This window comes from Arcticibacter pallidicorallinus (assembly GCF_003002875.1).
Lineage (GTDB): Bacteria > Bacteroidota > Bacteroidia > Sphingobacteriales > Sphingobacteriaceae > Arcticibacter > Arcticibacter pallidicorallinus.
On sequence record NZ_PVTH01000005.1, the window covers coordinates 64417 to 88954 of the forward strand.

Below are 24538 nucleotides of genomic sequence, written 5' to 3' on the forward strand. Positions count from 1 at the left end.
TTTAGTTGCTCAATAATAGTAATAATCGTGTTAACCGAGCTTCTTTTTGAAGAACTCTATCGTACGACTCCAGGCAAGCTCGGCCGCTGCCTTATCATACCGCGGCGTTGTGTCGTTATGGAAACCATGATTAACTTGAGGATAGATAAAAGCCTCGTAGGATTTCTTGTGCTCTTTTAAAGCAGCTTCATACGCAGGCCAGCCTTCATTTACACGCGTATCCAGTTCGGCGTAGTGAATAAGTAAAGGCGCTTTTATCTTCGGAACGTCAGTCACAGGAGGTTGTCCGCCATAGAACGGGACAGACGCAGCGAGGTCCGGTATCCGCACAGCCATCATATTGGATATCCAGCCACCGAAGCAAAAGCCTATCACTCCAACTTTGCCATTACAATCTTTATGGTGTTTGAGATACTCATACGCAGCAATGAAATCCTCGAGCATTTCGTCTCTGTTTCGCTTGCTTTGCATCGTTCTGCCATCATCATCATTGCCCGGATATCCGCCAAGGGGTGTTAGCGCATCAGGTGCCAAACTGATGAAACCGGCTAATGCAGCCCTTCTCGAAACATCCTCTATGTGTGGGTTCAGGCCTCTGTTTTCATGTACCACGATAATACCTCCAAGCTTGCCTTTCGCACTGACAGGTCGCGATAAAAGTCCTTTGATCTGGCCTCCTCCCTTTGGAGAGTTATAGGAAATAGAATCTGACTGCAATCGCGAGTCGTCTTTCTTAATCTGAATAGCGTCAATATAGTCGGGACTGAGAAAGCTCATGAGCGAGGTTACCGTCAGTCCGCCAACCGCAAACAATGACAACCTTTGCAAAAAATCCCGTCTGTTTACACGATTGTGGGCGTAGTCGTCGTACAGATCAAATACCTCCTGCTTGATGTCTTCCTTTTTTATTTCTTTCATGGGGTGTGTAGGTTTGAAGTTAATTTATGGTCTATTAAAAATACAGAATTATTAAGAACATTAGCAGCAAAACGAAATCAGATTAGTGTTTATAGCTGCAGCCATATACGTTAACTTAGCAGCTTCATTTAAATGCAATGACAACTCTGAACTTTACCGGCAAGGTCATTATTCCTCCCGAAAAAATATGAAACGTCTCTGGCAACTATATTTAGGGTCCTACGAAGGCCTTTCTAAGCCGGTTTGGATGCTTTCGCTTATCATGCTGATCAACCGTAGCGGAGCGATGGTCATACCGTTTCTTGGAGTCTACATGACGCAGTCACTAAATTTCACATTAACAGAGACTGGCACCGTACTAAGCTGCTTTGGTATTGGCGCTATTTGCGGTTCCTGGATCGGAGGATGGCTCAGCGACCGGATCGATCATTTCAATATCCAGCTATTTTGTTTGCTGCTTTGCATACCCATATTCTGTTTTCTCCCGCTTCTCACTGAACCACTAACGCTTTCATCCGGTGTATTCGTTCTCAGCCTGGTTTCGGAGACTTTCAGGCCGGCAAATTCGGTAGCTATCGCTTCGTACACTAAGAAGGAGAATATTACCAAGGCATTCTCCCTGAACCGTATGGCGGTGAATTTGGGATTTTCTATCGGACCGGCTCTAGGCGGCTTTCTTGCGGCCTTTTCGTATCGTCTTTTATTTTACGGTAACGCATTAAGTTGTGCAATAGCGGCAATTGTTTTCTATTTATATTTCAGAAACAGGTCCGGTGAAAAACGTGAAAAACACGGGACCAAACCAATTGGAAATGCGGGGAGGTCTCCATGGAAAGACACACAATTTGTATTATTCAGCTTACTGTGTTGCCTTTATACGATCTGTTTCTTCCAACTTCTAAACACATTGCCTCTGTTTTACAGAGAGGTGCATTTGCTTGATGAGTGGGATATTGGTCTGATCCTTGGATTTAGTGGACTCGTGGTGTTCCTTCTGGAAATGCTTTTGGTCCATATTGCAGAGAAGCGGCTAAACGCATCAACCATCATCATATTGGGGACTGTACTTTGTGGAGCGTCTTATCTGATGTTACTATATCCAGGAAAGCTTCCGATCCTCTACGCCTCAATCTTTGTTCTCTGTATCTCGGAAATCCTTGCGATGCCGTTCATGTCGACAGTGGCTATGCAGCGGGCAACCACCGAAACAAGGGGAGCCTACATGGGAATGAATTCTCTTGCTTTTTCAGTAGCATATGTCCTCTCCCCTTACCTCGGAACACGGATTGCACATAACTTTGGCTTCGACACGCTTTGGTTATTAACGGGACTTGTGACGGGGGTAGCCGCGCTTGGCTTTTGGATCAACATGAAGCAAATGAAACTCTAAGCCCTTATCCTTGAGGAAGAGGGGCATTAGCATGAATCAACTTCTCGTTTTTAAGCTCAGCCCAGAAATCAGCTGGAATTGCCTTAGAGAAGGACGCTGCGTTTTCCACGACTTGTTGGACGGTGTGTGCTCCCGGAATAACCGCAGATACAACCTCTGGTGCCGCGCAGAATTGCAGAGCAGCCGTACGAAGATCTACGTTGTGACTGGCTGCAACGCTTTTGAAAGCAGCAAGCTTCTCTTTTACTCCTTCAGGAAAATCATCTTCATATAGATAACGATTCTTCCCGGAGAGAAAACCTGCACACAGAGGAGCCCCTACCACTATGGAAATATCCCTTTCTGCAGCCTTCGGGAATACCTTGTTCAGATCATCCTCATGATGGATCAGGGAATATTGGCAGGCGGAAAGAAATATATCGGGGTCTGCTGCGTCGATCGTTTTTAAGATCGGCTCTACGGTGTTTACTCCCAAGCCCCAGGCCTTAATGATTCCCTCTTCCCTCATCCTGGTAAGTTCAGGCATAGCCCCTTTTCTCGCAATTTCAAAATACTTTAACCAATCTTTGCCCATATCGCCGTTATCTGGAGAAAGGTCATGGATATATACAATGTCAAGTGAAGATACACCAAGTCGCTGCAAACTATCTTCTATCGACCGGCGTACCCCGTCAGCCGTAAAGTCGTACCGGTATCCGAAGTTTACTTTACCCTTCCATATCGCTTGAGTTACGTCAAAATTTTCTTTCGGCTCTAAAATCCTACCAACTTTGGAAGACAACACGTATTCCTCACGGACTTTATCTTTTAAGAACAAACCTAACCTTCGCTCGCTAATACCTAGTCCATACCATGGAGAGGTGTCAAAATAGCGAACGCCTGCATTCCAGGCTGCTGATATGGATTGCAAGCATTCGACATCCGGATTGATGTTGAATCCGTTACCTATGGCAACGCCTCCAAAGCCGGATTTGTTAGCCGGTCTGAATCGCTTGTGCTGATTTGAATTTATAAACTTTGTCATATTCTGTACTGATGATACCGCCGAAACATTACTGGCCGACTCGGGAACAGAACCACCTCCCACTGATGCGATAGATGCCTGGGAACTGATAAATTGCTTTCGGTCCATTGTTTCGCTTTGATATAACGTAATAGGATAACTTCCCGGTTACAGGTAAATATTTACATGCTTTAAGTCAACGTCTTTCAGCTTACTTTGTTTAACATATGTGGCAATAATGCGATAATATGCTACAATTCTTTGTAAAGAAACTATAATATTTCTGGAAGCTTACAAGTTAGCTTTAGACTTTATAAACCGACAAATAATGGCGCCCAATTTCGTACGAAGCATCTCTCTAAGCATTCTTCTCCTAACTCTTTCCCTACTATCCCAGGCACAACAAATCGCGTTTCCCGGAGCGGAAGGTTATGGCAAATTCACAACGGGCGGCAGAGGCGGCCGGGTGATAGAAGTGACAAACCTTAAGGGAGACGAGTCTCCAGGCAGCTTGAGGGCGGCTTTTAAAACACCCGGATCAGATCCGATCACCATTGTATTCCGTGTATCAGGAAACATTGGTTTAACTGACGGTCAGGTGAAGGTTGGCAGGTCAAACATGACAATTGCCGGCCAAACAGCTCCTGGCGAGGGAATCTGTATTAAAGACGGATATCTAAAATTTAGCGGAAGCAATCTTATCATACGTTTCATGCGGTTCAGGCCTGGTGACGCGGCTGGACTTAGCGATCTTTCGTGTTTAGGCAATGAAAATTCTCAAAATGTTATCATTGATCATTGTTCTCTAAGCTGGTCAAACGAAGAAAGCCATACTTGCTACGACAATAAGTACATTACGGTTCAGTGGTGTATCCTCAGCGAAAGTCTATACAAATCATTTGACTCGAAAGGTGCGAGAAGTTACGCTGCACAATGGGGCGGACAATATGCGAGCTACCACCATAATCTGATTGCAAGCAATGTCAGCCGTTCTCCCCGCGTTAACGGTTCCAGGTCTCACGATACCGTAGCCTTATGTGATTATCGCAATAATGTGATCTACAACTGGGGAAAGTTGGGTGCTGTTTACGGAGGCGAGCTCGAAGTAAATGATCCGAAGGCAGGGTGCTATATCAACTGGGTAAATAACTATTATAAACCTGGACCAGCTACTGCATCTGATCACTTTTTTGCTCAGCCATCTTATGAATCCAGAAAAGACGCGGCGAAAGGATATGCGAAATGGTACTTCAGCGGAAACTTTATGGAAGGCGGAATTGGCTCGCTGAACGGCGACAACTGGAAGGGAGTTGATATGAGTAAAGTTGGTTCAGCCGAGAACATCCGCTCTCTAAGTGAATTCGAGGTAGAAAGACCTCACACAGAAACCGCAAAAGAGGCTTACCAGTCTGTGCTACTCAAATCGGGGGCTATCTTTCCAACCAGGGATGCTATCGACACGAGAGTGGTAAATGAGGCTTCCGGTAAAATAAAGCATTCCGGAAGCGGTACATACGGTCGTAATAAAGGAATCATCGACACACAGAAAAGTGTCGGCGGCTGGCCGGAGCTTAAATCAAGCAAGCCGCCCGTTGATTCGGACCACGACGGTATGCCTGATGAATGGGAAATTAAAAATAAACTTAACCCCAAATATGCAGACGACCGAAATCTTGTAGCTCAAGATGGATACACGATGCTGGAAAAATATATTAATAGTCTGGCAGTATAAGCTTACGGAGTAATGTCTTAGTAACACTTTCGGTAAGCCTTCTTTCTAAGCTAAATCAGACCTACCGAAAGCGGCTATATTTTTTTTTCTCTCATTTTCACGAGTGCTGCTTTATATCTTTCAGAGCTTCTGCCAGCGCCTTTAGCCAGTGCGATCGCTTTTAGCTGAGTGCGCTCTGCTTCAAGATAAAACTCAAGGCGATAGAGAAGATGAGCAAGGGTGTCATAGAATTCTGCTATCGGATCTAGCTTGATCGAAGTCTGGCTCCATAATAATGCTTTCATCAACATTCTGCGATCTTTTGAATACTCAAATACAGTCCATGCAGCACTATTAAGCTCAACTGGTGCACTAAGGACCTGCCTGGCTTCAAGTTGCCTTAACACTACTTTCCAGTTTTCAGGATCATATAACGCTGGCCGCGTCGTCATATTCTTCTCCCCCTCTACGAGGAGCATGGGATACAATTTCTTGTATTTCTGCAACGTGTCGATAGTCACATTTAAATAATATCTTTCGATGTAATATGGTAACAAGTCTAATAACCGTGACGTATCTTTAATGGCACGATTGAACCTTATTAGTTCCGAGTCATATCGAAACTGTGCAAATCGATAATTTTTATCAGACCATATAGTCCGCTGATAATCAGCCGACTTTGCGCCTAGATTTCGATCTTTTGTCTTTACAGCCTGCTCAAATGTATTAAGCGTGATGCGGTCGTTTATTTCTGCTCTCTCCTTAAGCGGAAAACTCGCCCATGCACTGTCTCTAAGCTTTATGTCTGATACCACCAGGTTATAGAGCGTACTTCCGTAAATCATCCCACGGTGCAAAAGGTAAGCGGTGATTGGAACCGTCCTTATTTCTTTTAACGTAAGCTGGTCAGCATAGTCCTGAACTAACCGATAATTGAAATAGATGCCGAGGCTTTCCCTTTCAGCTATATATGCTTTCAAGAACATCGTATCTCTGTTGCCTTTAAAATACTCCGATTCATACCAGCCAATCGAAGTGGCGCTCTTGGCTTTGTTGAGAGCATTTTTCAAATCTCCCAATAAACCATCAGCATCTTTAAAGTTCGGAAATATTCTATAGAGCAACTGACGATTTCCATCCAGAAACAGCAAAACGGGAGTTTGCTGGACATGATATTTCTTTTTTAAAGATCCATATTCCCTGTCATCTACTGAAGGTATGTAGTTAATAAAATGATCATTTAGGAAAGGAGTTATACGGCTGTCTTTTCTAACGTTGAGCAGCCCCGGTGGTACAGGCACATTTTCAGGAGGAATTATCAATAAGCATATCGGCTTGTTTTCGCTTTTAGCTTTGGAAGAAGCTAATGTTAAGCTCCCTTTTTCAGATCTTAATTGTTGTGCAATAGTGGTATTACACAACACGGTAGCCAAGATCAGGTGTACAAGATATTTCATTAATATGTTTAGGTTAAACAACAAACTTATAGTTCTTTGGTCGTTTTAGACTCATTAGCCTTATATCAAAAGATCAGTTAGTTTCGTTTTTGCGCTCTGAAATTATTTTATCGGTCTGCATCACTTTCTTTTTCTCCCTTTGTGAATAGAAACCTGAGGAGGATGAAGATATTGGTTAAAAAAGCTATACATCTTAACTAACGAATCCTCGGTTTTCGGAACAGAGTGACCCTCTCCATAGTCAATAAGTGTAGTGGTTGGGACCTGTAGTGAGTCCAGCTTCGACTTGAAGTTTGCCACCTGACCCTGATAGTAGCGTTCATCAGTGGTGTTGTAGAAAAATAGTACGGGTGCTGTAGCGGCAGATTTGACCAGATAACTGGCACCCATAGTTTCCCAATGACCTATGTTCTTTTCGAGGGATCCCCAGGCCCATGGACATCTGGATTCCAGGTTAGAGTCGCCGTCATCAGGCGTTTTATAGATTATGGTGTAGTCAAAAACCCCGGGACCAAGAGCTGCTGCCTGTACGTCATCATTGACATCTCTGTGAAAACCGGCATTCTCGAAATCCGGTACACTTCTATCGCCTGCAGCCAGCGAGCCAGCAGTCGATCCGCGTGAAAAGCCATAAATACCGATATTTCCAGAGAGGCCCAATTGTGAGCCAAAAAATCGCAATGTACGCACAGCAGATTTCACCTTTTGTACTGCGTCCGGATTTGTCTGATATGATTTGTAGGTATCATTTTTGCCATTAATCGGCCTCCCTTTTCCCCAAGGGCAATACTTAGGATGGTCGGCAATAGCCCATGCTATGCCATTAGCCGGTGCTCCTTCCAGAAATGAGTCATCGAAACCTGCGAGGGTATAGCCCAGATTCAACCGCTGATTCTTATTGGCGTCTGTCAAAGTTTCTTTATCAGGATCGTATGTGGCGTAGCTGTTACTGTAAGAAAAAGATAGGATAACTGGAACCTTAACAGCTGTATTAGCTGGATAAATGATATCCATGTGTAGCATATCACCCGATTCGTACTCGGCTGGTGTGTTATAAACGCTCGGATCATCCTTAAAATAAGGAACATTCCGTGAGATGCGATAACCTTCGAAAAGTACATAAGACTGGTATCTGGAAGAACCTTTAATACCACAGAAAGAGCCTGCAGCGAGTGAATCATTGATAGCAATAATATCTGCGTTAATCGATATAGCGGTAGAATTTACATTTTTCTTGTAGTCCAGTTCAATAACACGGTAGCCCTCCAATAATAGCCAGGCAACATCATCAAAATTCTTGTTCCTGCCTATCTTCTTTATATTAAGGTTCTCAAGGTAAACAACTGTTGGATAGCCTCCTTTGAAATCGGGAACGGTCAGATTCGGTTCATTAAGAGTGTATACAATATCGCCTCCCGTTACCCGACTCTTCCATTTTCCTGAAGAACCTTCGGAAACAGTGCTTGCGGTAATGAAGACGATAAGAAGTGTAAGAATTTTATGCATAAGTCGCTCGGATAGTCGCGACAAAGTAAAGAAACTATCCTCGTCTCACCAAATCCTTCTATCAGAGCAGCCGGGCTAATTTTCTGTGCCTTGTCTTGGTGTGGCAAGTTATTTGCAAGTGTAGATCAGCATGATAATTTCGGAAATTAGGATGGGCTTAAATGCGCAGGAGCAACAGCAACAGGGCGAATCTTTCAACCCCGCTGTTTCTGTTCCCTTACTATCGCCGCTGTTACCATAAGCTGGCCGAGATGCCGCATGGTATGCTCCGCAGCATGAAAAAGCAGCCCAATGACTGTCGACGGTAAACCGGCTCTCCCGACTTTCCTAAAGTCTGGCAGTGTCGCTTCATCGGTTTCCTTAATTTGCTGAAGTGCAAGATCAACCTGCTGATTAAACCGTTCCACCAGATCTTTAACCGAATATCCCCCTTCCGATGTATCGTTTCCTTCTTCAGCAAGTTCTTGAAACTGGACCTGAGTTAAGCTTTCAGCCCTCGCGTAAGTAAAAACACGGTCGAGCACCCCCCTTAAGTGCTGAAGATGAAATCCCACAGAAGCCATTCCTGCAGGACGGAGCCAAAGCAAATCAGCTGGAAAGCCCTCCATATACTCATTAAGCTCTTCTCTTGCTTGCAGCAAGGCGTGAGCTACAGGCTGTAGCAATGAACCTATTTCCGGAACTGGTCCTCTTTGCCAGACTTCTAATTTCTGCGACATAATATTTAAGTAATACCGGGAATTCGGTTTGGGCCTATTGCTCTGAGGTGCGTTTATCTTGACACCCAGCTATATCTTGATGGAGCAATCCCCAAATACTGTTTAAAGTCTTTTTGAAAATGGTTGTAATCATAGTAGCCAGATACCATTGCAGCATCTGATAAACCGGAAGACTTATCGATGTTATAAAGGCCATATGTACAAATAAACCGTTGAAGGGAAATGTATTTTTTAGGAGCCATCCCAACATACTTAATAAAATTACGCTGCAACCATCTTTGATTTACTTTGCCCCCAATTGCTGATAATAACTCAGAAACCGTTGTATTTCCCTTGCGTTGATCAATATGAGCAATCGCAATCTTTACCAGGTAGGGTAGATAACTGCTTTTCTCAGACATTGACAAGGCATTCTTCATCATCGCGATCTTATCTTCAAAATTATCCGTCTGATATATTTCGTTTATAATCCCCAGCCACCTTTCATCAACCAGATCCTCGAAGCTGCATACAGGATTAGAAAGAAACATGGACGGACTGACATTGAAAGCGGAATAAAAAACGGAAAGGTTAAACCGTAGAACGAAGATGTGTTCGAGCTGTTCGGGCATTAACCATTGGATATTTTTGATTACGCCGCAACAAACCCAGACCGACTTTAACTTGATTAGCTGTCCATCTTTAACCAAAGAAACCTCATCTGCCGAATTCGGCATGAAAATAACAGTAGGGATGCCATCGTTAAAGAGCGGTTGACTCATTTCCAAATGCTTACAAGAAAAAACATATGCCTCAATAATATGTCCGCCGCCATTTGTTCCAAGATGACCGTCAATCTCGTCAGTAAAGTCGAGAAGAGGTTGGCCGGAAAGCCTCATGTCCGTTAATAGCGATATTGGCATACTTCGCAAAGATAAGCATAACTACCTCCCAGCGAAGTGTCCATTTTTTACTTTTCGGAAGATAGAGGTTAGACGACCTTTGCAAACATCAGATAGATCTAATTAAAATGCTCACAAAGACAGAAAAAGAAATATCATTAATAGCCGAAAGTGCATTGCTTGTAAGCAAGACCCTAGCCCAGCTGGCCTCCATCATCAAACCAGGCATTACAACGCTCACTCTCGACAAGTACGCCAACGAGTATATTCGGGATAACGGCGCCACCCCCTCTTTCTACCAGTTCGAAGGCTTTCCATTTCATATCTGTACTTCCGTTAATAATGCAGTGGTCCACGGCTTTCCAAATAACGAGCCTTTGCGAGAGGGAGACTTAGTGTCAGTAGATGTGGGGGCATATAAAAACGGATACCATGGAGACCAGGCCTATACCTTTGTCATTGGAGAGGTTTCCAACGAGATCTTGAACCTTGTTCGTGTAACGAAAGAATCTCTTGCCCATGGCATCGAGAATGCGAAACATGGCAACAGAACCGGCGATATTGGTTATGCAATTCAGTCCCACGTCAATAAGTTTGGCTTTGGTATCGTTCAAGACCTTGTCGGACATGGCCTCGGCAAAGAACTTCATGAAAAGCCAGACGTACCTAACTTCGGTCGCAGGGGTGATGGCAAATTATTGCAGGAGAACATGGTACTTGCTATTGAACCGATGATCAACCTAGGTTCCGCAAAGGTTTATCTTGCAAAAGATAACTGGACTATTCTAACGATGGATGGCGAACCATCCGTCCATTTCGAACAGGATATTTGTGTTAGAAAAGGCAGCCCTATCATCCTTACAGATTTTGGTATAATCGAAAATGCCGAGATGGCTAACGATAACCTTAACTCATCGTATTACAATCAAAAGAGTAACTAACGATATCATCCAGTGCGGCTGGCTAAAAGATCGTCTGCCACAGATGGATTTATTCCCATTCCACCTTAATATTTTTAATCAGTACAGTGGCCCCTCCCGCATATTCTATTCCGAAACCTCCAAAGTTGCCGGGCGTAACTTCTTGATCAATATTCACTTCAGCCACCACATCTCCTTCGGCTGAAGCAGCCCGCTCTTCCCGGGACCTGGCAGATGCAATCAACCTGTCCCCTTTTACCTCAACGGTGATATCGCATACCGGCCTAAAAGCCGATGTGGAAACAGGTTCGCTGATTCTGTTCACCGTGCCGCTTTCATATCTGATAAAATAACAATCCACGGCATCATGGTATTTGGTGGTTCTGATAAATCGTAGCCCGTATCCCGTCAGGGTTCTCGCATCAAACTTAATCAGAAAATCCATATACAATGGGGCTACGCTGAAACCCTGTCCTGCAGTCTTAAAAGGCACAACGGTTAGGGTCATTTTCATGCCAGTAAAGGCATCGCCGACAGGTGTATAATAAAGTCGGGCAAATTGATTCTGCAGAAGACCGGTATGACCTGCTGATCCCCCGCTGCCCTCGCCATAATACCAGGCATCCTTATCGCTTCTGGATTTGTCTGTATTATCCGACTGGAACTTGGTTAACGTCCAGAACCCTGGCTTAACCAATGGCTGGTCTTTAGTGGACATATCCCTAAAGTCGGTAGCCAGCAGTTTAGCACCCTTTTTCACTTCCGTGGCAAGGATCTCCTTTCTCGTGATCACCCTGACAGCATCGCCTGCATCAGACCGCTGGTGCTTAGGGGCAATAGAAGCCATAATATAGTAACCTACATCACCCGGTGTAAGTATGTAGTTCTTCAAAGGAATACTAAACCGAGATACCGCAACTTCAATAGGATTACGGCCTTCTGCATCCGCACACCGGTACCATGTTACAAGAGACTGATCTGTATATCTGGTATCCGTTTTGTACTCCACTGTAAGAACGCCCGTTTCATCTGACTTCAGTTTTGGGGACGAAACAAATTTCGGAGGTTCCAGTTTTGAAGGTGCTACCTGAATAATGCTGGCAGCTTCCAGACCAGAGGCGGTTTTTGCGGTTACAATAACCCTTCTGCTATCATCAGTATGATTAGTCGGAACTAAAGTGCAAATGGAACCATCATGATTCGGTTTCAATTTCAACACCGATCCGTTATCTCCCGACACCTTCCACGTTACCGCTTCTCCGCTAACCGGGAAGTTCCCGAACCTGTTTACCTTTGCCGTTAACCTCAGTGTATCCTTGCCCGTTTCAGCGTTGGTTTTTGCAGGTGAAATTAATAGCTTAACGGGAACACCGGTAAATTTTCCTCTTTGCCCCTTCTCGGCTTTCAGCGTCAGCTCCTTCATATTCATCGGGTCCCAGTCATCGTCGCCCCTTAATAGATTATAGATATTGTAGAACACCTTTCTTTCATACTCAAAACGATACGCATTCAGCAGAGGCTTATTTGTCAGGTCGACTGTAAAGGAAGGGGTCTTTTCGCTTACAAATACAGGACTTTTATTCAACGAAACATTGTATTGGTAATTACGCATTTCGAGCGGAGAGACATCCTGCCAGCCGATATATGATAAAGTCTTCGAATGGAAACGCGTGTCGATAAGTGCCAGCTGACCATCATCAGCCTTGGTAAAATACTGGTCTCCGACGGTAAAGGATGTGATATCGGAATTAAGGAACACAGCACCTGTTCCTGTCGTCCTATAGAATGGCATAGAGCTGTAAAACTCAAGCGTGCAATTCAGGTAAACTGCTGTTCCGCTTAATGCATCGTCCGTAGATTCAAAATGACACCTGTCGAAAAGAATCCTCTTTCCACCGACGAAGGGACACAAGTTAAGTCTGCTGACAAAGCGCGTATTGCGCGCGACAATTTTATCGCCATTGCAGTGTATTAGCTGCGCCTGAACAATAGCAGATGCTCTTTTTTTCCTGTTAAGTACTGGTTTCAAAGGAAATTCAAGATCAATATTACAGTAATTACCAAACGTGACATTTTCAGAACTCGTTCCCTGACCTATGAACTTAAACGAAGTAAAATTTCCCTTTGCGCCTATGGTTTGCCCCCTATTCGCTGCCAGCACAACATTTTCAGCCTTCTGCGAAAGACCATAAAATCTCAGCCACTCACATTTGATAATCATTCCATACGGCGGTTCCCCGCCCTGACCGACACGCTCAGAGGGGTCGTCCGGGTTGTCGATCCAATAAACATATGGTGCTATATATAGTGTCATCGGTGATTTTTCCGACCCGTCGGTTATATACTTAGCCGCCTCATTGATAGAGTTATATACAAACGGATACTTGGCCGCTTGCGCGGACGTCAGCTGACCATCGATAAAGAAAGCATGAGGTCCAAGCAAGATCTTCTGTCCCTTGTAGACGATATATTCTCCTTCAAACCTTATCGGATCAGCGGCATTTAGCGGTTTGTAGATCTCTTGTCCTTTTGACGTAGAAGCGAATATTGATACTAAGAGCACACAAATTAAGAGAAGCTTTTTCATTTACGGTTGGTTAGTGCGCGTGCAATTGTCAGTTAGGCACGAAGGTTCGTCACTAAAATACATATTCTTTATCTTTTTACCTTTATCTTCAACCTACCACATACAGTCCTGCCAGTCAGTAAACATGTGAAAAAGTAGTCCGACAGCAACTATTCTTGTCTTAGGAAAAAATACCAGCAAAAAATATACGCCTACAGCATAATACGAATGCAAAGGATGAAACCCGATGCTACACCTGCCCGGATCAAAAACAGGGGTAGCCAACAGATGATCGAGATCAACCAGCATGGTTAGAATCATCATTCCCCAGGCTCGTATCCATTGAGAATTAAAAAACACAAATGCGATTCCGGCAGGAACAAGAAAATGGAGGCTATAATGGACGATAGTTTGCCATGGAAGGCTAGATGCAGTAATCATATACATGAACGCTTATATGTCTTTGTGTCCTAGAGCGAAGCGAGAAATGGTCTGGGAGCATTTCTCAAACCTTTCTCTGACAACATTTTGCCTATCTGATTAACCATGTATATCGATGCCTCAATCTCGTCTTTTTTGATTGCTACACTTTCGACGTTAAATCCGAAAGGTACACATCGATCTGCGCAGAAAGCTGTTAATTCAGCAGCAATAGCCAGACAGACTTCAACTGATCTTTCTAGCATATTTTCTGTCTGCCTCAGTTCCTCCTTCAGTGCTTCCGGAATATGAATACCCAACCACTCCATGAACTGGAGGGTTTTGAAGGACCCGCATGCTGTTAGTGTAAACAGAATTGACGGCGGTGATATCTGCTGCTCTCTGCAAGCCTGACAAAGATCTTCCACAAGCTTCTTGGCGAAGTCGACATTGAAAACGCATTGGGAAACAAAATAGGATACTCCGCTTGCGGCCTTGTCCAATATCCGCTGATCTTCATCCTTCAAAACGGAGTGTCTCTCGGGAATTGTTACGGCACCAATGACAGACGTGCTTACGCGCTTACTCCACAGCTGGTAGGCTTCGGGCAGTGTGGTTTTAACCGGAAACCCGGGTGACGGCACACCGACAAACACCGGGTAGCAGTTATGTCTTCCCAGCTGATCCAGCCACGCTGTCAATTCTGCTTTTGAAAACTTTCCGGCAGGACGGTATATTACCTTCGGAACATTCAGCCCCCCAAGGTATTCACTAGCAAACGTAAACGGATCCAAAGCATTTAGAAAAGGGAAAGGTCTCTCCTCCGATGTGCGGGCAGATTCGTCCTGAACATCGTACACAATCAATGCGTCGATATCCAGGCCAACCAACCTGGCCATTGTTCTTTCCGCAATCTCAGCGATACGTGCAGGAGGCGTTCCTGCTTTTGGCGGTGTAATTCCGTAGGTCAAAATCCCGGGTTTTCCGTTTTTGATCTGGTCTAGAAACATAGTGTATATAGTTACTGTTTTATTGTACGTTCGACATCCACTGACAAAGATATTATTTGTTAACAACCCGACACCGGAGTCCTCTAGATACCCAAGAGACCCAATCCGGTTATTTCTAGGGTGGAACAATATTCTAAGCAAATCTAACCATAAGGACTAATTAACTTCGTTATTGGAATTAACTAAGGACAATTATCTACATTTGTCGTAAATGACAGTATTAATCACTAACACACAGGTTAAAAACGGTCATTTTAAGAAGATTATTCTATGAACGAATTGGACGAAACGGATATTCAACTATTGAAGTCTTTGGGAGAGAACTCAAATTTGACTACGAAAGAACTGGCTGCCAAGGTTAACCTCTCCTCCTCTCCGGTATTTGAAAGAGTAAAACGCCTTGAAGGTAACGGCTATATCCAAAAATATATTGCACTTATTGACGCCGAAAAGCTGAACTACGGGCTTATCGTTTTCTGTAATATTAAGCTTAAGCAACATGACAAGACGGTAGGACGCCAGTTTGTGAATGACATTTTGCAATTAAAAGAGGTGGTTGAATGTTACAATATTTCGGGCGATTACGATTTTCTTTTAAAAGTATATGCCAAAGACATGAAACACTATCAGGATTTCGTCTTCAACAAGCTGGGGTCAGTAAGAAGTATCGGCAGCACGCATAGTACATTTGTGATGTGCGAAAACAAGAATACCCATAACATCAATCTGTAATACTCATCATGGCCTTTATAAACCCTGGAGATTGAGCTAAATGGTCATTCGCCAAACCGATCGAATTTATCTTGTGTTATAATAGGTGATGATTCAAAAAACACGATTATACAACAAGATCTTCTACGGCTTTGTAATTTTTCTACTTGCCTCCTGTAGCCAACAACCAGATAGCAATACCTCTGAGCATAAACACATGCACACTAAAGACACGCTTAGCGATTCGGTTGATACCGCAGTGAAGGCCAACCAAACGCTGAGTGCAGTGGCCGACATACAGGAACGCTACGCTTCTGTGATGAAACAACTTGAGGGGGCAGCAATGGACTCCACATCTTTCAAGTACTCGTGCCAAGGGGAAAAAAATGGAGCGGTAACCTATTTCTCTCATGAAGGCCGGCTCCGACTAATTGTTCACCGATACAATGAATACGACCATTATTCTGCTGTAGACAGTTACTTTGTGGAGGATGACAGGCTATACTTCGCATACTTAAACGGTGTATCATGGTCTTTTGAAGACGGAGGTGGTACGAGAGACAACGTTAGAGAACTGCGTATTTATGTTGTTAATCAACTTCCGATCCGATGCCTGGAGAAGAATTACGTAATACGGTCTAAAGCAAGCAATAATCCCCGATCAGAAACCGCCACTAATAAAGAAGTAGACTGCAAATCACCGGCGTCTGTCATTGGTCCTTACCAGATTTTACTGAAGTACAAAACCGGAGGCACCTCGGGCTGTCTCGATTAATGACCGACTACTGCTTGCTTCGATTTAGCGTATCTCCTTTATAGTTCCATTCATGAAGCACACATCTTAAGTATTAGTTAAAACAATAGCGATATCTCAATCCTTTTATTAAAAAATATAAACTTATGAATAGGACAATTGGATTAATCCTAATAGTAATTGGAGCAGTAATGTTAATCTGGACAGGGTTCAGTTATACTAAAAAAGAAAAGATTATTGACGCAGGTCCTATACAAGTGTCTGCCGACAAACAAGAAACGGTTAACTGGCCACCGTACCTCGGAGGGCTTCTAATCATCGGGGGAATCGCAATAGTAGCAACAGCAAAGAAACGTTAATGGTTCTCGACTTAAAGATCATCCGGAAAACACTCCGGATGATCTAAATTCGCAGGAACTCTCTAATTCCACCAAGCCGATCATGAAAAGAAGATCATTTATCAAGCGCACGACGATCGCTGGCACTGCAGCAGCCATATTCGCTTCGTCGGTGCCAGAAGCACTTTCCCAGCCAAAACCAGAAAGCACCCAGACTCCGGGTACGATCATACATTCGGTCTATTTCTGGCTGAAAAAGGGTCTCACAACTTCAGAAAAAATGGAATTCCTAAATTTTTTTCAAGTATTGAAAAATATACCCATTACGAACACTCTAACGTTCGGAAAGCCTGCTCCAACTACCACCCGAGAAGTTACCGACAACACTTTCGACTATAATCTCATTATTACTTTCGCAACACTTGAAGACATTAATGTTTACGAAACGCATCCCGACCATATAAAAGCCGCTCAGGAATATTCGAAATACTGGGAAAAAGTACAAGTAAGAGATACTGTAATCGGATAAGAGGCTTACTTACCCAGATAAAAGCAGCCCATAATGAACGGACCTGTGGCCTTTGAATCGTTGTCTCTTATGCGCTCGTTCACGTAATAGCCAACGCTTCCATCCCGATATGGGCGACCGCCGAGTCCAGACACCGCACAACATTTCGTCAAAGTAAGCGTACCGTCGGCGTTTTTTACGATTAGATCTTTCATGATCCCTTCATACGCCTTTTCCGCAATCCTCAGATACTTCTTATTCAAATAGCCCATCTTGACTGCTTTGGCATATCCGTACATAAACATAGAAGAAACTGACGCCTCATGGTAATTTCCTTTATAGGTAGGCTTATCCATTACTTGATACCATAAGCCATTCGTATCCTGATACTTAGGAAGCGTATCTCCCAATCCTTGTATAATTTTAATAATCTCAGGCCTTTGCGGATGATTTTCCGGAACAAAATCCAGTACGTCAACCAAAGCCATAAACCACCAGCCGATGCTCCTCCCCCAGAAATTGGGAGAATGCCCGGTCACTTTATCTGCCCATCTCTCCTTCCTACTTTCGTCAAAGGCATGATAATAAAGTCCTGTCTTGAAATCGTATGTTCGTTTTGCAGTAACCAAAAACTGATTTACCACATCGTTGATCAGTGCTGGTTGATCAAAAGTCACCGCATATTGAGCCATAAATGGATCTGCCATATATAATCCATCCAGCCAGATCTGATGAGGATAAATCAACTTATGCCAGTATACGCCTTCGAGTGTCCGGGGATGGTTGTTCAGCTGTTTCATGAGCAGGTCCATAGCCAGCTTATACTTGGCTTTTCCCGTTTCCTTATACAGGTCGAACAGGATTTTACCGGGATTTATATAATCCAGGTTATAGGTTTCCTGCTTATAAAGATGGATCTCGCCCTTCTCATTGATTATAGTATCAGCCCATTGCTCCACATAATCGAGGTATTTACGGTCGCCTGTTTCCTTCCAGGCAAGTAACATAGCAGTACAGCCCACCCCCTGCGCATAGCCGAAATACAGTCTTTTACCATGATCCAGTTGCCATGCTTCTGGGAAACGTTTCATTTCTGATTCAGCAAAAAGAACTCCGGTTTTTTGCGCCTGAACGACCTGAGAACATATAAAAGAGAAAAGGAATAGAAATACTATCTTCATTAGATTACTTATCTGAGAACAATAACTGGTTTCTTGGTCTGCAAACGTAATTATGAAAGGCATTCTTTCATTTCAAAAATTGACGGGAAACTTTTAATAATTGATAAATCAGATAAAAATGAGAAAGTCCGTAAGGTAAAGAGCGCTTAACACCTTCAAAGAGTCAGCATAATCATTCGTCCAGCACTTTTTCAAAAGCCTTTCGCGCACTGCCTCGAAAGGTAACTTCTCCGCAATACGTATATCCCATTTTCTCAAATATTCTGAGCATTCCAATATTGTCAAAATTAGTATCAGCCTTGACACTCCAGATGTTGCTCGTACGGGCAAAGTCCTCAACATGCCTTAGCATCCTCTGAGCCAAGCCCTGCCCCAGATACTTTTCGGAGATAGCTACCCTATGGTAAAGCACAAAATCTCCGTCCGTCAGCCACTCACCCTTAATATTAGCATATTCCGGTTCATCATTTATAAATATGGCGCAATAACCAGCGATGGTTTCACCGTCCGTTAACACATAGCCTCCATCTTTCTCAACATCTTTTTGAATGACTTCCGCATTCGGATAGCCGTCTTGCCATTGATTGCTCCCTTCCTCTCTTCTTCGCTTGATTGCGTCCTGGAGGATATCCCAGACCTGATTCAGATCTTTCTCTGTGGCTTTTCTAAAAGAGTATTGCATATTATTCATCTGTCTATAACTGCAAACATAGCAGATCTTGAAGACTTCTTAAATGGTCTAATGGCTAGCGGAAGTGGCAGAACACTTCAGGACCTGGAGAACATTCCCAAGGTGCTCTCCCAATATTCCAAGCATCTCAGCATACGAGTCCAGATGATTCGCGTAACCGAGCATCTTTTAAAGTTGAGTCGAGCCATTGCCTTCGTTTCTAATCCTACGAGACGCTGTATCAGTAAATATCTCGTTCCTTACTTCAGATGACAATTCTAAAAACCGCTCATACTGTTTTAACACGTCAGCCAGAATTTCGTTTTTGGTGAAGTATTCGATATTATAACCAGGACGGCTGTCTCCAAAAAATGTCTTAGGCACAAACGTTTTATTCTCGTCAGCGCCAGGCATATTATCTTCATTCACAAGAAAATCAGAGATCATTTTTGATTGATTGCGAACACCGTAGGTGAAGTCTTCGATGAGATCATGTTTAATGGTAAGCGACAGCTCCATCGGCTTATCTTTCGTATGTACCGTAGCCGTTATCCCAGACCTGTTGAATTCAGCGGCAAGTTCATCCAAAGCCGGTTTGACCGTTCCTAGCATAAAGTTGGATACTAACTCTCTGTTCTTGAAAGAAAGGATGCCTTCCAGACGTTCTTTCCATCGCTCTCCAGACCAATAGTTAGTAGCAGGCGAAAGCATCCTTGTATAGTAGCTGTAATCAACCGCCAGTCCTTTCAACAGGCTATAGCAGAACATAATCATAATGACTGAAAAAGGCAGAGCAGTGATAAGCGTCATTGTTTGTAACGATTGTAATCCGCCGGCGTTTAGCAGTACCAGCGCTAATAACGCCAGCAATACTCCCCAGAACACCAACTGCCATTTCGGTGATTTGGCTGCGTTATTCGTCGCTATGTTGTTCATAACGAAAATTCCTGAGTCTGCAGATGTCACAAAAAACACAAAAATAATAAAGATGGCAAGTGCGCTACTTAGCTCCGGAACAGGAAAATACTCCAGGAATCTGAACAACAACTCATCTGATTTATGAGCCATGCTACTTAACAGTCCGCCGGCATCATTTCTGTCAAGCCAGATTGCACTATTGCCAAAAATTGTCATCCACAGGAAATTGAACGCTGTAGGTATTATTAATACGGCACCTACGAACTCCCTGATTGTTCGTCCCCGGGATATCTTGGCAATGAACAACCCAACATACGGTGCCCAGGAAATCCACCATGCCCAGTACAGGATCGTCCATTGAAAAAACCAGGGTTGAATATCAGGCTCATAGGCGTGCGTATTGAAGGTGAGATCAAAAAATTGATTGATGTAATATCCTATGCCTTCAGAGAACGAGCCAAGTAGAAAAACAGTTGGTCCAATAAAAAGTATGAACAACATAAATACCATCGCCGCTACAATATTGAGTTGGCTCAAAAACTTGACACCCTTATCCAGTCCTGAGGTAGCTGATAAGATGGATATGGTCATGATTACCAGAACGATGATAACCTGGTAGCCAAATCCAGTTCCATCGATAAGTCCCAGTTGAACAAGCCCGGCATTTAGTTGCACTACACCAAATCCCAAGGTGGTCGTGATGCCGAAAAATGTACTGCACAAAGCAAACGTATCAATAATATCGCCCGCTATTCCGTTAACCTTACCCTTTAATATCGGATAAAAGCAGCTTCGGAGTGAAAGAGGTAATTTAAAACGGTAGGTAAAGTATGCAAGTGAGAGTCCAACTACTCCATAAATGGCCCATGCGTGAATTCCCCAATGAAAAAAGGTGTATAGTTGCGCATCCTTGGCCCGACGAATTTCGCTACCGCCGTTAAAGGCTTGGTCTGAGAAGTGAGATATCGGCTCTGCTACACTAAAGTACATCAGACCAATACCCATACCAGCCGCAAACAGCATTGACACCCAGGAAAAAAACGAATATTCTGGTTCAGAATCGTTATCTCCTAATGTGATAGATCCATATTTACTAAAAACAAGGAACAACAGAAATAACACAAAGAACGTCACAGACCATACATAAACCCAGTTCAAATTGGTGAATATCCACTCCTGTACGACGCCCAGCAATGCAGTAGTCCCGGATGGGAAAAATGACGAAATAAATGTAACGAATAATATGAAAATCAAACTGGGTACCACTATCCCTTTCTTAAAGGTGTTGCGGTGGAACAGATGTTTAAGTTTGTTCATTATGTAAATTCAACTACCTTCTGACAAGATGGTTTTGCTTTTTATGAGTAAGTTTTGAGAAGTTGTCTGTATCTGGTCAAGATCGTTGACTTTGATATAAATCCGACAAATTTACCGTCACTATCTGAAACCGGAAGATTCCAAGCACCCGACTGATCAAAAAGTCGGATGATACTCACAACATCCTTTCCAAGTTCGATAACTACAGATGGTGGCCTCATTAAGTCCCTGATCGTCAACCTGCTGAAAGATTCAGCATTAAACATGTGCGGCCTCAAATCATCCAGCGAAATCGTGCCTGCTAATTGACCATTTCCGTCAACTACACCAATCAGATTCCTTTTCCCACTCTTAATCAGATCAAGAAGGTCTGCAAAGGCAGACTCTACATAAACAGTCTGAAAGTCCTTCTCTATCAGATCGTCCATTTGAATTCGCGAAAGTAGATTCTTGTCATGTTCCCTCGTAAATATTTTACCCTGCCCGGCCAGCTCTTTAAGATCCGGGGATATTGGTGAAAACCATCTACCTATCACATAAGATATAACAGATACGATCATTAGGGGTATAAACAAGTCGTAGCCCTCACTCGATTCAGCAATCAGGAAGACTGCAGTAAGTGGCGCATACATGACACCGCTCATCACCCCTGCCATGCCTACTAGTATCAGATTCGTTTCGGGAACATTCTCAATACCCATGAACGTAAGGAGGCTGGCGATAAAACATCCGAGAATTCCACCCGCAAAAAGCGAAGGGGCGAAATTCCCTCCGTTTCCACCCGAATGAATGGTCGTTGCAGTAGCAAAGACTTTCAGCAGGCAGATTAGTCCAAGAAAAACAATTGGTATCCAGTCGTTAGAACCAGAAAAATCGAAGAAGCTGTTTTTTATAACCTCTGCAATGTGACCATTCGTGATGTCTTTAATCGTCTGGTAACCTTCTCCGAAAAGCGGAGGCAAAAGAACACATAAAATAGACAGTATCGCCCCCCCCAGTAATGCCTTATTAAATTTAGACAATTTAACAGACTTAAAGAAGTGCTCAATACGTGCAGAGACAACTACAAAATATCTTGCATACAAGCCACATCCAATTCCTAAAACCAGGTAGAAAGGAAGGTTGGTGTAGTTGAATTCTTCGCGGGCGTTAAAATGAAAAAGCACATCCTCATTCAGTATGATCTTAGAAAGTAAGCTCCCACAAACAGCCGCTACTACCAGTGGAATAAAATCGGTAAAAACCACTCCTGTGAGCAGAATCTCGAATGCGAACATCACCCCGGCAATTGGTGCATTGAAGGCAGAAGCAATACCGGCGGTCGCTCCCGCGGCTAGTAAGAGGGTCCTGTATCTATAATCGAGATGGTACCTCTTAGCATAATTAGAACCGATGGCAGCACCTGTTACAGCAATGGGACTCTCAAGGCCTGCTGAACCGCCGAGGCCTACGGTAATAGCACTCTGAATAATCTGCGAATACATTTTAACAGAGGATACCAGGCTGGAATTCTGTGCAATTTCATAAAGTATAGCCGGAATTCCTTTTCTGTCTTGACCTTTAAAAAAAACGATCACGACCCCGGTGGTCAGCACAATCCCTAAAAACGGAAATATGAGATAGAAAAGCACCTGATCTGTAAAATGCACTTTTCCGGTAATAAAGTAATGAATATAACCGACAAGGGTTTTTAATAGAACGCCAGCCAGGCCAGAAGTGAGACCAACAAGAATACCCGACAAAAGCAAAAATTGGTTTTTGGAAAGCTTACTTTTTAACCAATGAATAAAGATCTCGAAACTAAAAACCTTTTTGACACTATACTTCGTGAAATCCTTTTTAAACCTCAGAAAGCTGTGAAACTTTTTAATAGTGTTAAACCTTTTCAATAGCCGATAGATATAGATGGAAGACTGTTGCAAAAGTAAGGTAACAAGCATGATTATCACCACTTAATTTTATATTCTTTTATAGGTAGGAAGCGATAATGAACTTTTTTAATGATTTCTAAGTAGAAATATTTTTTTATTATTGGACCTGCCATGCAAAAAAAGCAAAATCGGATTTTAAGAATTACGAAGGTTTTCATATCCAGGAGATTCAATTTACATGTTGACAAAGCAGACGAAGATGACGTAATCCTATCCATCAGAAAGAATACAGACTTCGTAGGCCCTAACCTTTGGACACTCATATTCGCCATCTTCATTGCCTCAATTGGCTTGAACGTAAATTCAACAGCGGTGATCATCGGAGCGATGCTCATATCGCCTCTGATGGGCCCAATAATGGGTATAGGTTTGGGATTGGGCACCAACGATTTCGAGTTAATCAAAAAGGGAGCAAGAAACCTGCTGATTGCAACGCTCATCAGTATCGCGACATCAACCATCTACTTTTGGCTTACTCCGCTGCATGACGCTCAGAGCGAGCTGTTAGCTCGTACCACTCCTTCTCTTTGGGATGTTTTTATTGCCTTTTTTGGTGGCCTTGCCGGAATTGTAGCGGGGACACGAAAAGAAAAGAGCAACGTAATTCCGGGAGTGGCAATTGCCACTGCTTTGATGCCACCATTATGCACAGCAGGATTTGGGATAGCTTCTGGAAATCTCTATTATTTTCTGGGAGCCATGTATCTCTATTCAATCAACACCGTTTTTATAGGAATAAGTACTTTTCTGATCGTGCGCTTTCTTAAGTTTAAAGTGAAACACTTTGAAAATAAAAAATACGAAAAAAAGGTCTCTCGCTATATCATTGCGATCATCACTATCACCATATTACCTAGCATCTATCTGGCGTATAGGATTGTAGACAAAAGCATCTTTGAAAATAATGCGCGAAACTTTGTAAGTGAGCAGTTCCGCTTCAAAAATACACAAGTTGTCAACCGTACATTCAAATACACCTCGGATGGTAAGGAAATAGATCTACTATTGATTGGATATGAATTGCCAGACCAAGAAATAGACAGCATCCGAAAAAAACTCTCTGATTACAAGCTATTGAACACCAACCTTGTTGTCAGACAGGGGTTGAATGCCCGTCAAGAAGTAGATTTCACTCAGATTAAGGCCAGTATACTGGAGGATGTATTCCGGAAAGATTCGGCGAATAATGCCGTAGACAACAAAAGAGATAAACTCGCCACCCCCATTCCGGATATCCAGGCAGAGCTTAGAGCTCTATATCCGACACTCAAATCTTATTCTGCCTATAATGTTGTTGAACAGAGAATGGATACGGTTGCTACAGATACTCTGACACAGGTGGTTGTAAACTTTAACACCGCTGTCAGTACTGCCGAACGGGTAAGAATGCAGGAGTGGTTGAAGAGCAGGTTCGCTGTGGATTCTTTGAAGCTGGTTATTCAGTAATTGTAGGATTCCGCCGTTAAGTCGTTTTAGGTTATCAGCCCCGATCACATTTTAGATCAATGATGTCTTGATGGCTATTTGCTTTCTATTAGTTGGTCTTGGTATGAAACGCGAGATTACAGAGGGGATGCTTTCCTCCTTAGAAAAAACAAATCCAGTGCTCGTTCAGGAAGCAATGCTCTCGATGCTTGTAAGATCGATAATTTCCGGTTATCAGAATACCTTATTTAAATTACCGCCGTTAGATGACTTAAAGAATTAAT

General features: G+C 43.2%; 22 protein-coding genes. 9 read left to right on the forward strand and 13 right to left on the reverse strand.

The annotated features are described in order from the left end of the window. Window positions 1-30: 30 nt before the first annotated feature. Window positions 31-918, reverse strand: a complete 888-nt coding sequence (locus B0I27_RS09535; RefSeq protein ID WP_106293019.1) for a dienelactone hydrolase family protein — start codon at window positions 916-918, stop codon at window positions 31-33. 187 nt (window positions 919-1105) lie between these two features. Here B0I27_RS09535 and B0I27_RS09540 point away from each other — a divergent pair, with 187 nt between their 5' ends. Continuing rightward, on the forward strand, window positions 1106-2308 hold the full coding sequence (locus B0I27_RS09540; protein ID WP_106293020.1) for an MFS transporter: 1203 nt from the start codon (window positions 1106-1108) through the stop codon (window positions 2306-2308). A gap of 4 nt (window positions 2309-2312) precedes the next feature. Here B0I27_RS09540 and B0I27_RS09545 read toward each other — a convergent pair whose 3' ends face one another. Next, window positions 2313-3440: an aldo/keto reductase gene (locus tag B0I27_RS09545; protein WP_106293021.1), complete on the reverse strand. Its 1128-nt coding sequence runs from the start codon at window positions 3438-3440 to the stop codon at window positions 2313-2315. Between the two features lie 199 nt (window positions 3441-3639). Here B0I27_RS09545 and B0I27_RS09550 point away from each other — a divergent pair, with 199 nt between their 5' ends. Further along, entirely contained in the window at window positions 3640-5043 is a 1404-nt protein-coding gene (locus B0I27_RS09550; protein WP_219905004.1) for a pectate lyase family protein, read from the forward strand. A gap of 74 nt (window positions 5044-5117) precedes the next feature. Here B0I27_RS09550 and B0I27_RS09555 read toward each other — a convergent pair whose 3' ends face one another. From B0I27_RS09555 to B0I27_RS09570, 4 genes are all read right to left on the reverse strand, one after another. Continuing rightward, complete coding sequence (locus B0I27_RS09555; protein WP_106293022.1) at window positions 5118-6479, reverse strand: hypothetical protein; 1362 nt, start codon at window positions 6477-6479, stop codon at window positions 5118-5120. Window positions 6480-6599: 120 nt separating this feature from the next. Further along, window positions 6600-7985 (reverse strand): alpha/beta hydrolase family protein, encoded by a 1386-nt coding sequence (locus B0I27_RS09560; protein WP_106293023.1) that lies wholly within the window; start codon window positions 7983-7985, stop codon window positions 6600-6602. A gap of 194 nt (window positions 7986-8179) precedes the next feature. Further along, window positions 8180-8704 (reverse strand): DinB family protein, encoded by a 525-nt coding sequence (locus B0I27_RS09565; protein ID WP_106293024.1) that lies wholly within the window; start codon window positions 8702-8704, stop codon window positions 8180-8182. Between the two features lie 53 nt (window positions 8705-8757). Continuing rightward, window positions 8758-9606 carry a helix-turn-helix domain-containing protein gene (locus B0I27_RS09570; protein WP_106293025.1) on the reverse strand — a complete coding sequence of 283 codons (849 nt, stop codon included), beginning with the start codon at window positions 9604-9606 and terminating at the stop codon, window positions 8758-8760. Between the two features lie 107 nt (window positions 9607-9713). Here B0I27_RS09570 and map point away from each other — a divergent pair, with 107 nt between their 5' ends. Next, window positions 9714-10526 carry a type I methionyl aminopeptidase gene (map, locus tag B0I27_RS09575; RefSeq protein WP_106293026.1) on the forward strand — a complete coding sequence of 271 codons (813 nt, stop codon included), beginning with the start codon at window positions 9714-9716 and terminating at the stop codon, window positions 10524-10526. A gap of 49 nt (window positions 10527-10575) precedes the next feature. Here map and B0I27_RS09580 read toward each other — a convergent pair whose 3' ends face one another. From B0I27_RS09580 to B0I27_RS09590, 3 genes are all read right to left on the reverse strand, one after another. Then, a complete protein-coding gene (locus B0I27_RS09580) occupies window positions 10576-13092 on the reverse strand; it encodes a hypothetical protein (protein ID WP_106293027.1) in 2517 nt (838 codons plus the stop codon). A 93-nt stretch (window positions 13093-13185) separates the two neighbouring features. Next, a complete protein-coding gene (locus B0I27_RS09585) occupies window positions 13186-13512 on the reverse strand; it encodes a DUF6122 family protein (protein WP_106293263.1) in 327 nt (108 codons plus the stop codon). A 29-nt stretch (window positions 13513-13541) separates the two neighbouring features. Continuing rightward, window positions 13542-14501: a methylenetetrahydrofolate reductase gene (locus B0I27_RS09590; RefSeq protein ID WP_106293028.1), complete on the reverse strand. Its 960-nt coding sequence runs from the start codon at window positions 14499-14501 to the stop codon at window positions 13542-13544. A 270-nt stretch (window positions 14502-14771) separates the two neighbouring features. Between B0I27_RS09590 and B0I27_RS09595 the strand changes: the two genes are divergently transcribed. The 4 genes from B0I27_RS09595 to B0I27_RS09610 all read left to right on the forward strand — a co-directional run bounded on the left by B0I27_RS09595 (window position 14772) and on the right by B0I27_RS09610 (window position 16833). Further along, a complete protein-coding gene (locus B0I27_RS09595) occupies window positions 14772-15233 on the forward strand; it encodes an Lrp/AsnC family transcriptional regulator (RefSeq protein ID WP_106293029.1) in 462 nt (153 codons plus the stop codon). Window positions 15234-15429: 196 nt separating this feature from the next. Continuing rightward, the gene (locus tag B0I27_RS09600) at window positions 15430-15987 is read left to right on the forward strand and encodes a hypothetical protein (RefSeq protein ID WP_146133112.1); all 558 of its coding nucleotides are present in this window, start codon (window positions 15430-15432) and stop codon (window positions 15985-15987) included. Window positions 15988-16112: 125 nt separating this feature from the next. Beyond that, entirely contained in the window at window positions 16113-16325 is a 213-nt protein-coding gene (locus tag B0I27_RS09605) for a hypothetical protein (protein ID WP_106293031.1), read from the forward strand. An 82-nt stretch (window positions 16326-16407) separates the two neighbouring features. Further along, entirely contained in the window at window positions 16408-16833 is a 426-nt protein-coding gene (locus B0I27_RS09610) for a Dabb family protein (protein ID WP_106293032.1), read from the forward strand. A 5-nt stretch (window positions 16834-16838) separates the two neighbouring features. Here B0I27_RS09610 and B0I27_RS09615 read toward each other — a convergent pair whose 3' ends face one another. The 4 genes from B0I27_RS09615 to B0I27_RS09630 all read right to left on the reverse strand — a co-directional run bounded on the left by B0I27_RS09615 (window position 16839) and on the right by B0I27_RS09630 (window position 22838). After that, the gene (locus B0I27_RS09615; protein WP_106293264.1) at window positions 16839-17993 is read right to left on the reverse strand and encodes a glycoside hydrolase family 88/105 protein; all 1155 of its coding nucleotides are present in this window, start codon (window positions 17991-17993) and stop codon (window positions 16839-16841) included. A 172-nt stretch (window positions 17994-18165) separates the two neighbouring features. Further along, the gene (locus B0I27_RS09620) at window positions 18166-18675 is read right to left on the reverse strand and encodes a GNAT family N-acetyltransferase (protein ID WP_106293265.1); all 510 of its coding nucleotides are present in this window, start codon (window positions 18673-18675) and stop codon (window positions 18166-18168) included. Window positions 18676-18852: 177 nt separating this feature from the next. Continuing rightward, entirely contained in the window at window positions 18853-20898 is a 2046-nt protein-coding gene (locus B0I27_RS09625; RefSeq protein WP_106293033.1) for a BCCT family transporter, read from the reverse strand. 41 nt (window positions 20899-20939) lie between these two features. Next, on the reverse strand, window positions 20940-22838 hold the full coding sequence (locus B0I27_RS09630; RefSeq protein ID WP_106293034.1) for a chloride channel protein: 1899 nt from the start codon (window positions 22836-22838) through the stop codon (window positions 20940-20942). A 102-nt stretch (window positions 22839-22940) separates the two neighbouring features. Between B0I27_RS09630 and B0I27_RS09635 the strand changes: the two genes are divergently transcribed. Together B0I27_RS09635 and B0I27_RS17900 are read left to right on the forward strand one after the other, a co-directional pair. Further along, on the forward strand, window positions 22941-24275 hold the full coding sequence (locus B0I27_RS09635; RefSeq protein WP_106293035.1) for a TIGR00341 family protein: 1335 nt from the start codon (window positions 22941-22943) through the stop codon (window positions 24273-24275). 67 nt (window positions 24276-24342) lie between these two features. Next, complete coding sequence (locus B0I27_RS17900) at window positions 24343-24537, forward strand: Na+/H+ antiporter NhaA (protein WP_106293036.1); 195 nt, start codon at window positions 24343-24345, stop codon at window positions 24535-24537. The last annotated feature ends 1 nt before the right edge of the window (window position 24538 follow it).

Coding starts and splice junctions, on each gene's coding strand:
- B0I27_RS09540 (WP_106293020.1), top strand. CDS start 1,106: ATGAAACGTCTCTGGCAACTATATTTAGGGTCCTACGAAGGCCTTTCT.
- B0I27_RS09555 (WP_106293022.1), bottom strand. CDS start 6,479: ATGAAATATCTTGTACACCTGATCTTGGCTACCGTGTTGTGTAATACC.
- map (WP_106293026.1), top strand. CDS start 9,714: ATGCTCACAAAGACAGAAAAAGAAATATCATTAATAGCCGAAAGTGCA.
- B0I27_RS09605 (WP_106293031.1), top strand. CDS start 16,113: ATGAATAGGACAATTGGATTAATCCTAATAGTAATTGGAGCAGTAATG.
- B0I27_RS09600 (WP_146133112.1), top strand. CDS start 15,430: ATGCACACTAAAGACACGCTTAGCGATTCGGTTGATACCGCAGTGAAG.
- B0I27_RS09585 (WP_106293263.1), bottom strand. CDS start 13,512: ATGATTACTGCATCTAGCCTTCCATGGCAAACTATCGTCCATTATAGC.
- B0I27_RS09545 (WP_106293021.1), bottom strand. CDS start 3,440: ATGGACCGAAAGCAATTTATCAGTTCCCAGGCATCTATCGCATCAGTG.
- B0I27_RS09595 (WP_106293029.1), top strand. CDS start 14,772: ATGAACGAATTGGACGAAACGGATATTCAACTATTGAAGTCTTTGGGA.
- B0I27_RS09610 (WP_106293032.1), top strand. CDS start 16,408: ATGAAAAGAAGATCATTTATCAAGCGCACGACGATCGCTGGCACTGCA.
- B0I27_RS09535 (WP_106293019.1), bottom strand. CDS start 918: ATGAAAGAAATAAAAAAGGAAGACATCAAGCAGGAGGTATTTGATCTG.
- B0I27_RS09565 (WP_106293024.1), bottom strand. CDS start 8,704: ATGTCGCAGAAATTAGAAGTCTGGCAAAGAGGACCAGTTCCGGAAATA.
- B0I27_RS09620 (WP_106293265.1), bottom strand. CDS start 18,675: ATGCAATACTCTTTTAGAAAAGCCACAGAGAAAGATCTGAATCAGGTC.
- B0I27_RS09560 (WP_106293023.1), bottom strand. CDS start 7,985: ATGCATAAAATTCTTACACTTCTTATCGTCTTCATTACCGCAAGCACT.
- B0I27_RS09635 (WP_106293035.1), top strand. CDS start 22,941: ATGCAAAAAAAGCAAAATCGGATTTTAAGAATTACGAAGGTTTTCATA.
- B0I27_RS09550 (WP_219905004.1), top strand. CDS start 3,640: ATGGCGCCCAATTTCGTACGAAGCATCTCTCTAAGCATTCTTCTCCTA.
- B0I27_RS09630 (WP_106293034.1), bottom strand. CDS start 22,838: ATGCTTGTTACCTTACTTTTGCAACAGTCTTCCATCTATATCTATCGG.
- B0I27_RS09580 (WP_106293027.1), bottom strand. CDS start 13,092: ATGAAAAAGCTTCTCTTAATTTGTGTGCTCTTAGTATCAATATTCGCT.
- B0I27_RS09615 (WP_106293264.1), bottom strand. CDS start 17,993: ATGAAGATAGTATTTCTATTCCTTTTCTCTTTTATATGTTCTCAGGTC.
- B0I27_RS09570 (WP_106293025.1), bottom strand. CDS start 9,606: ATGCCAATATCGCTATTAACGGACATGAGGCTTTCCGGCCAACCTCTT.
- B0I27_RS09590 (WP_106293028.1), bottom strand. CDS start 14,501: ATGTTTCTAGACCAGATCAAAAACGGAAAACCCGGGATTTTGACCTAC.
- B0I27_RS09625 (WP_106293033.1), bottom strand. CDS start 20,898: ATGAACAAACTTAAACATCTGTTCCACCGCAACACCTTTAAGAAAGGG.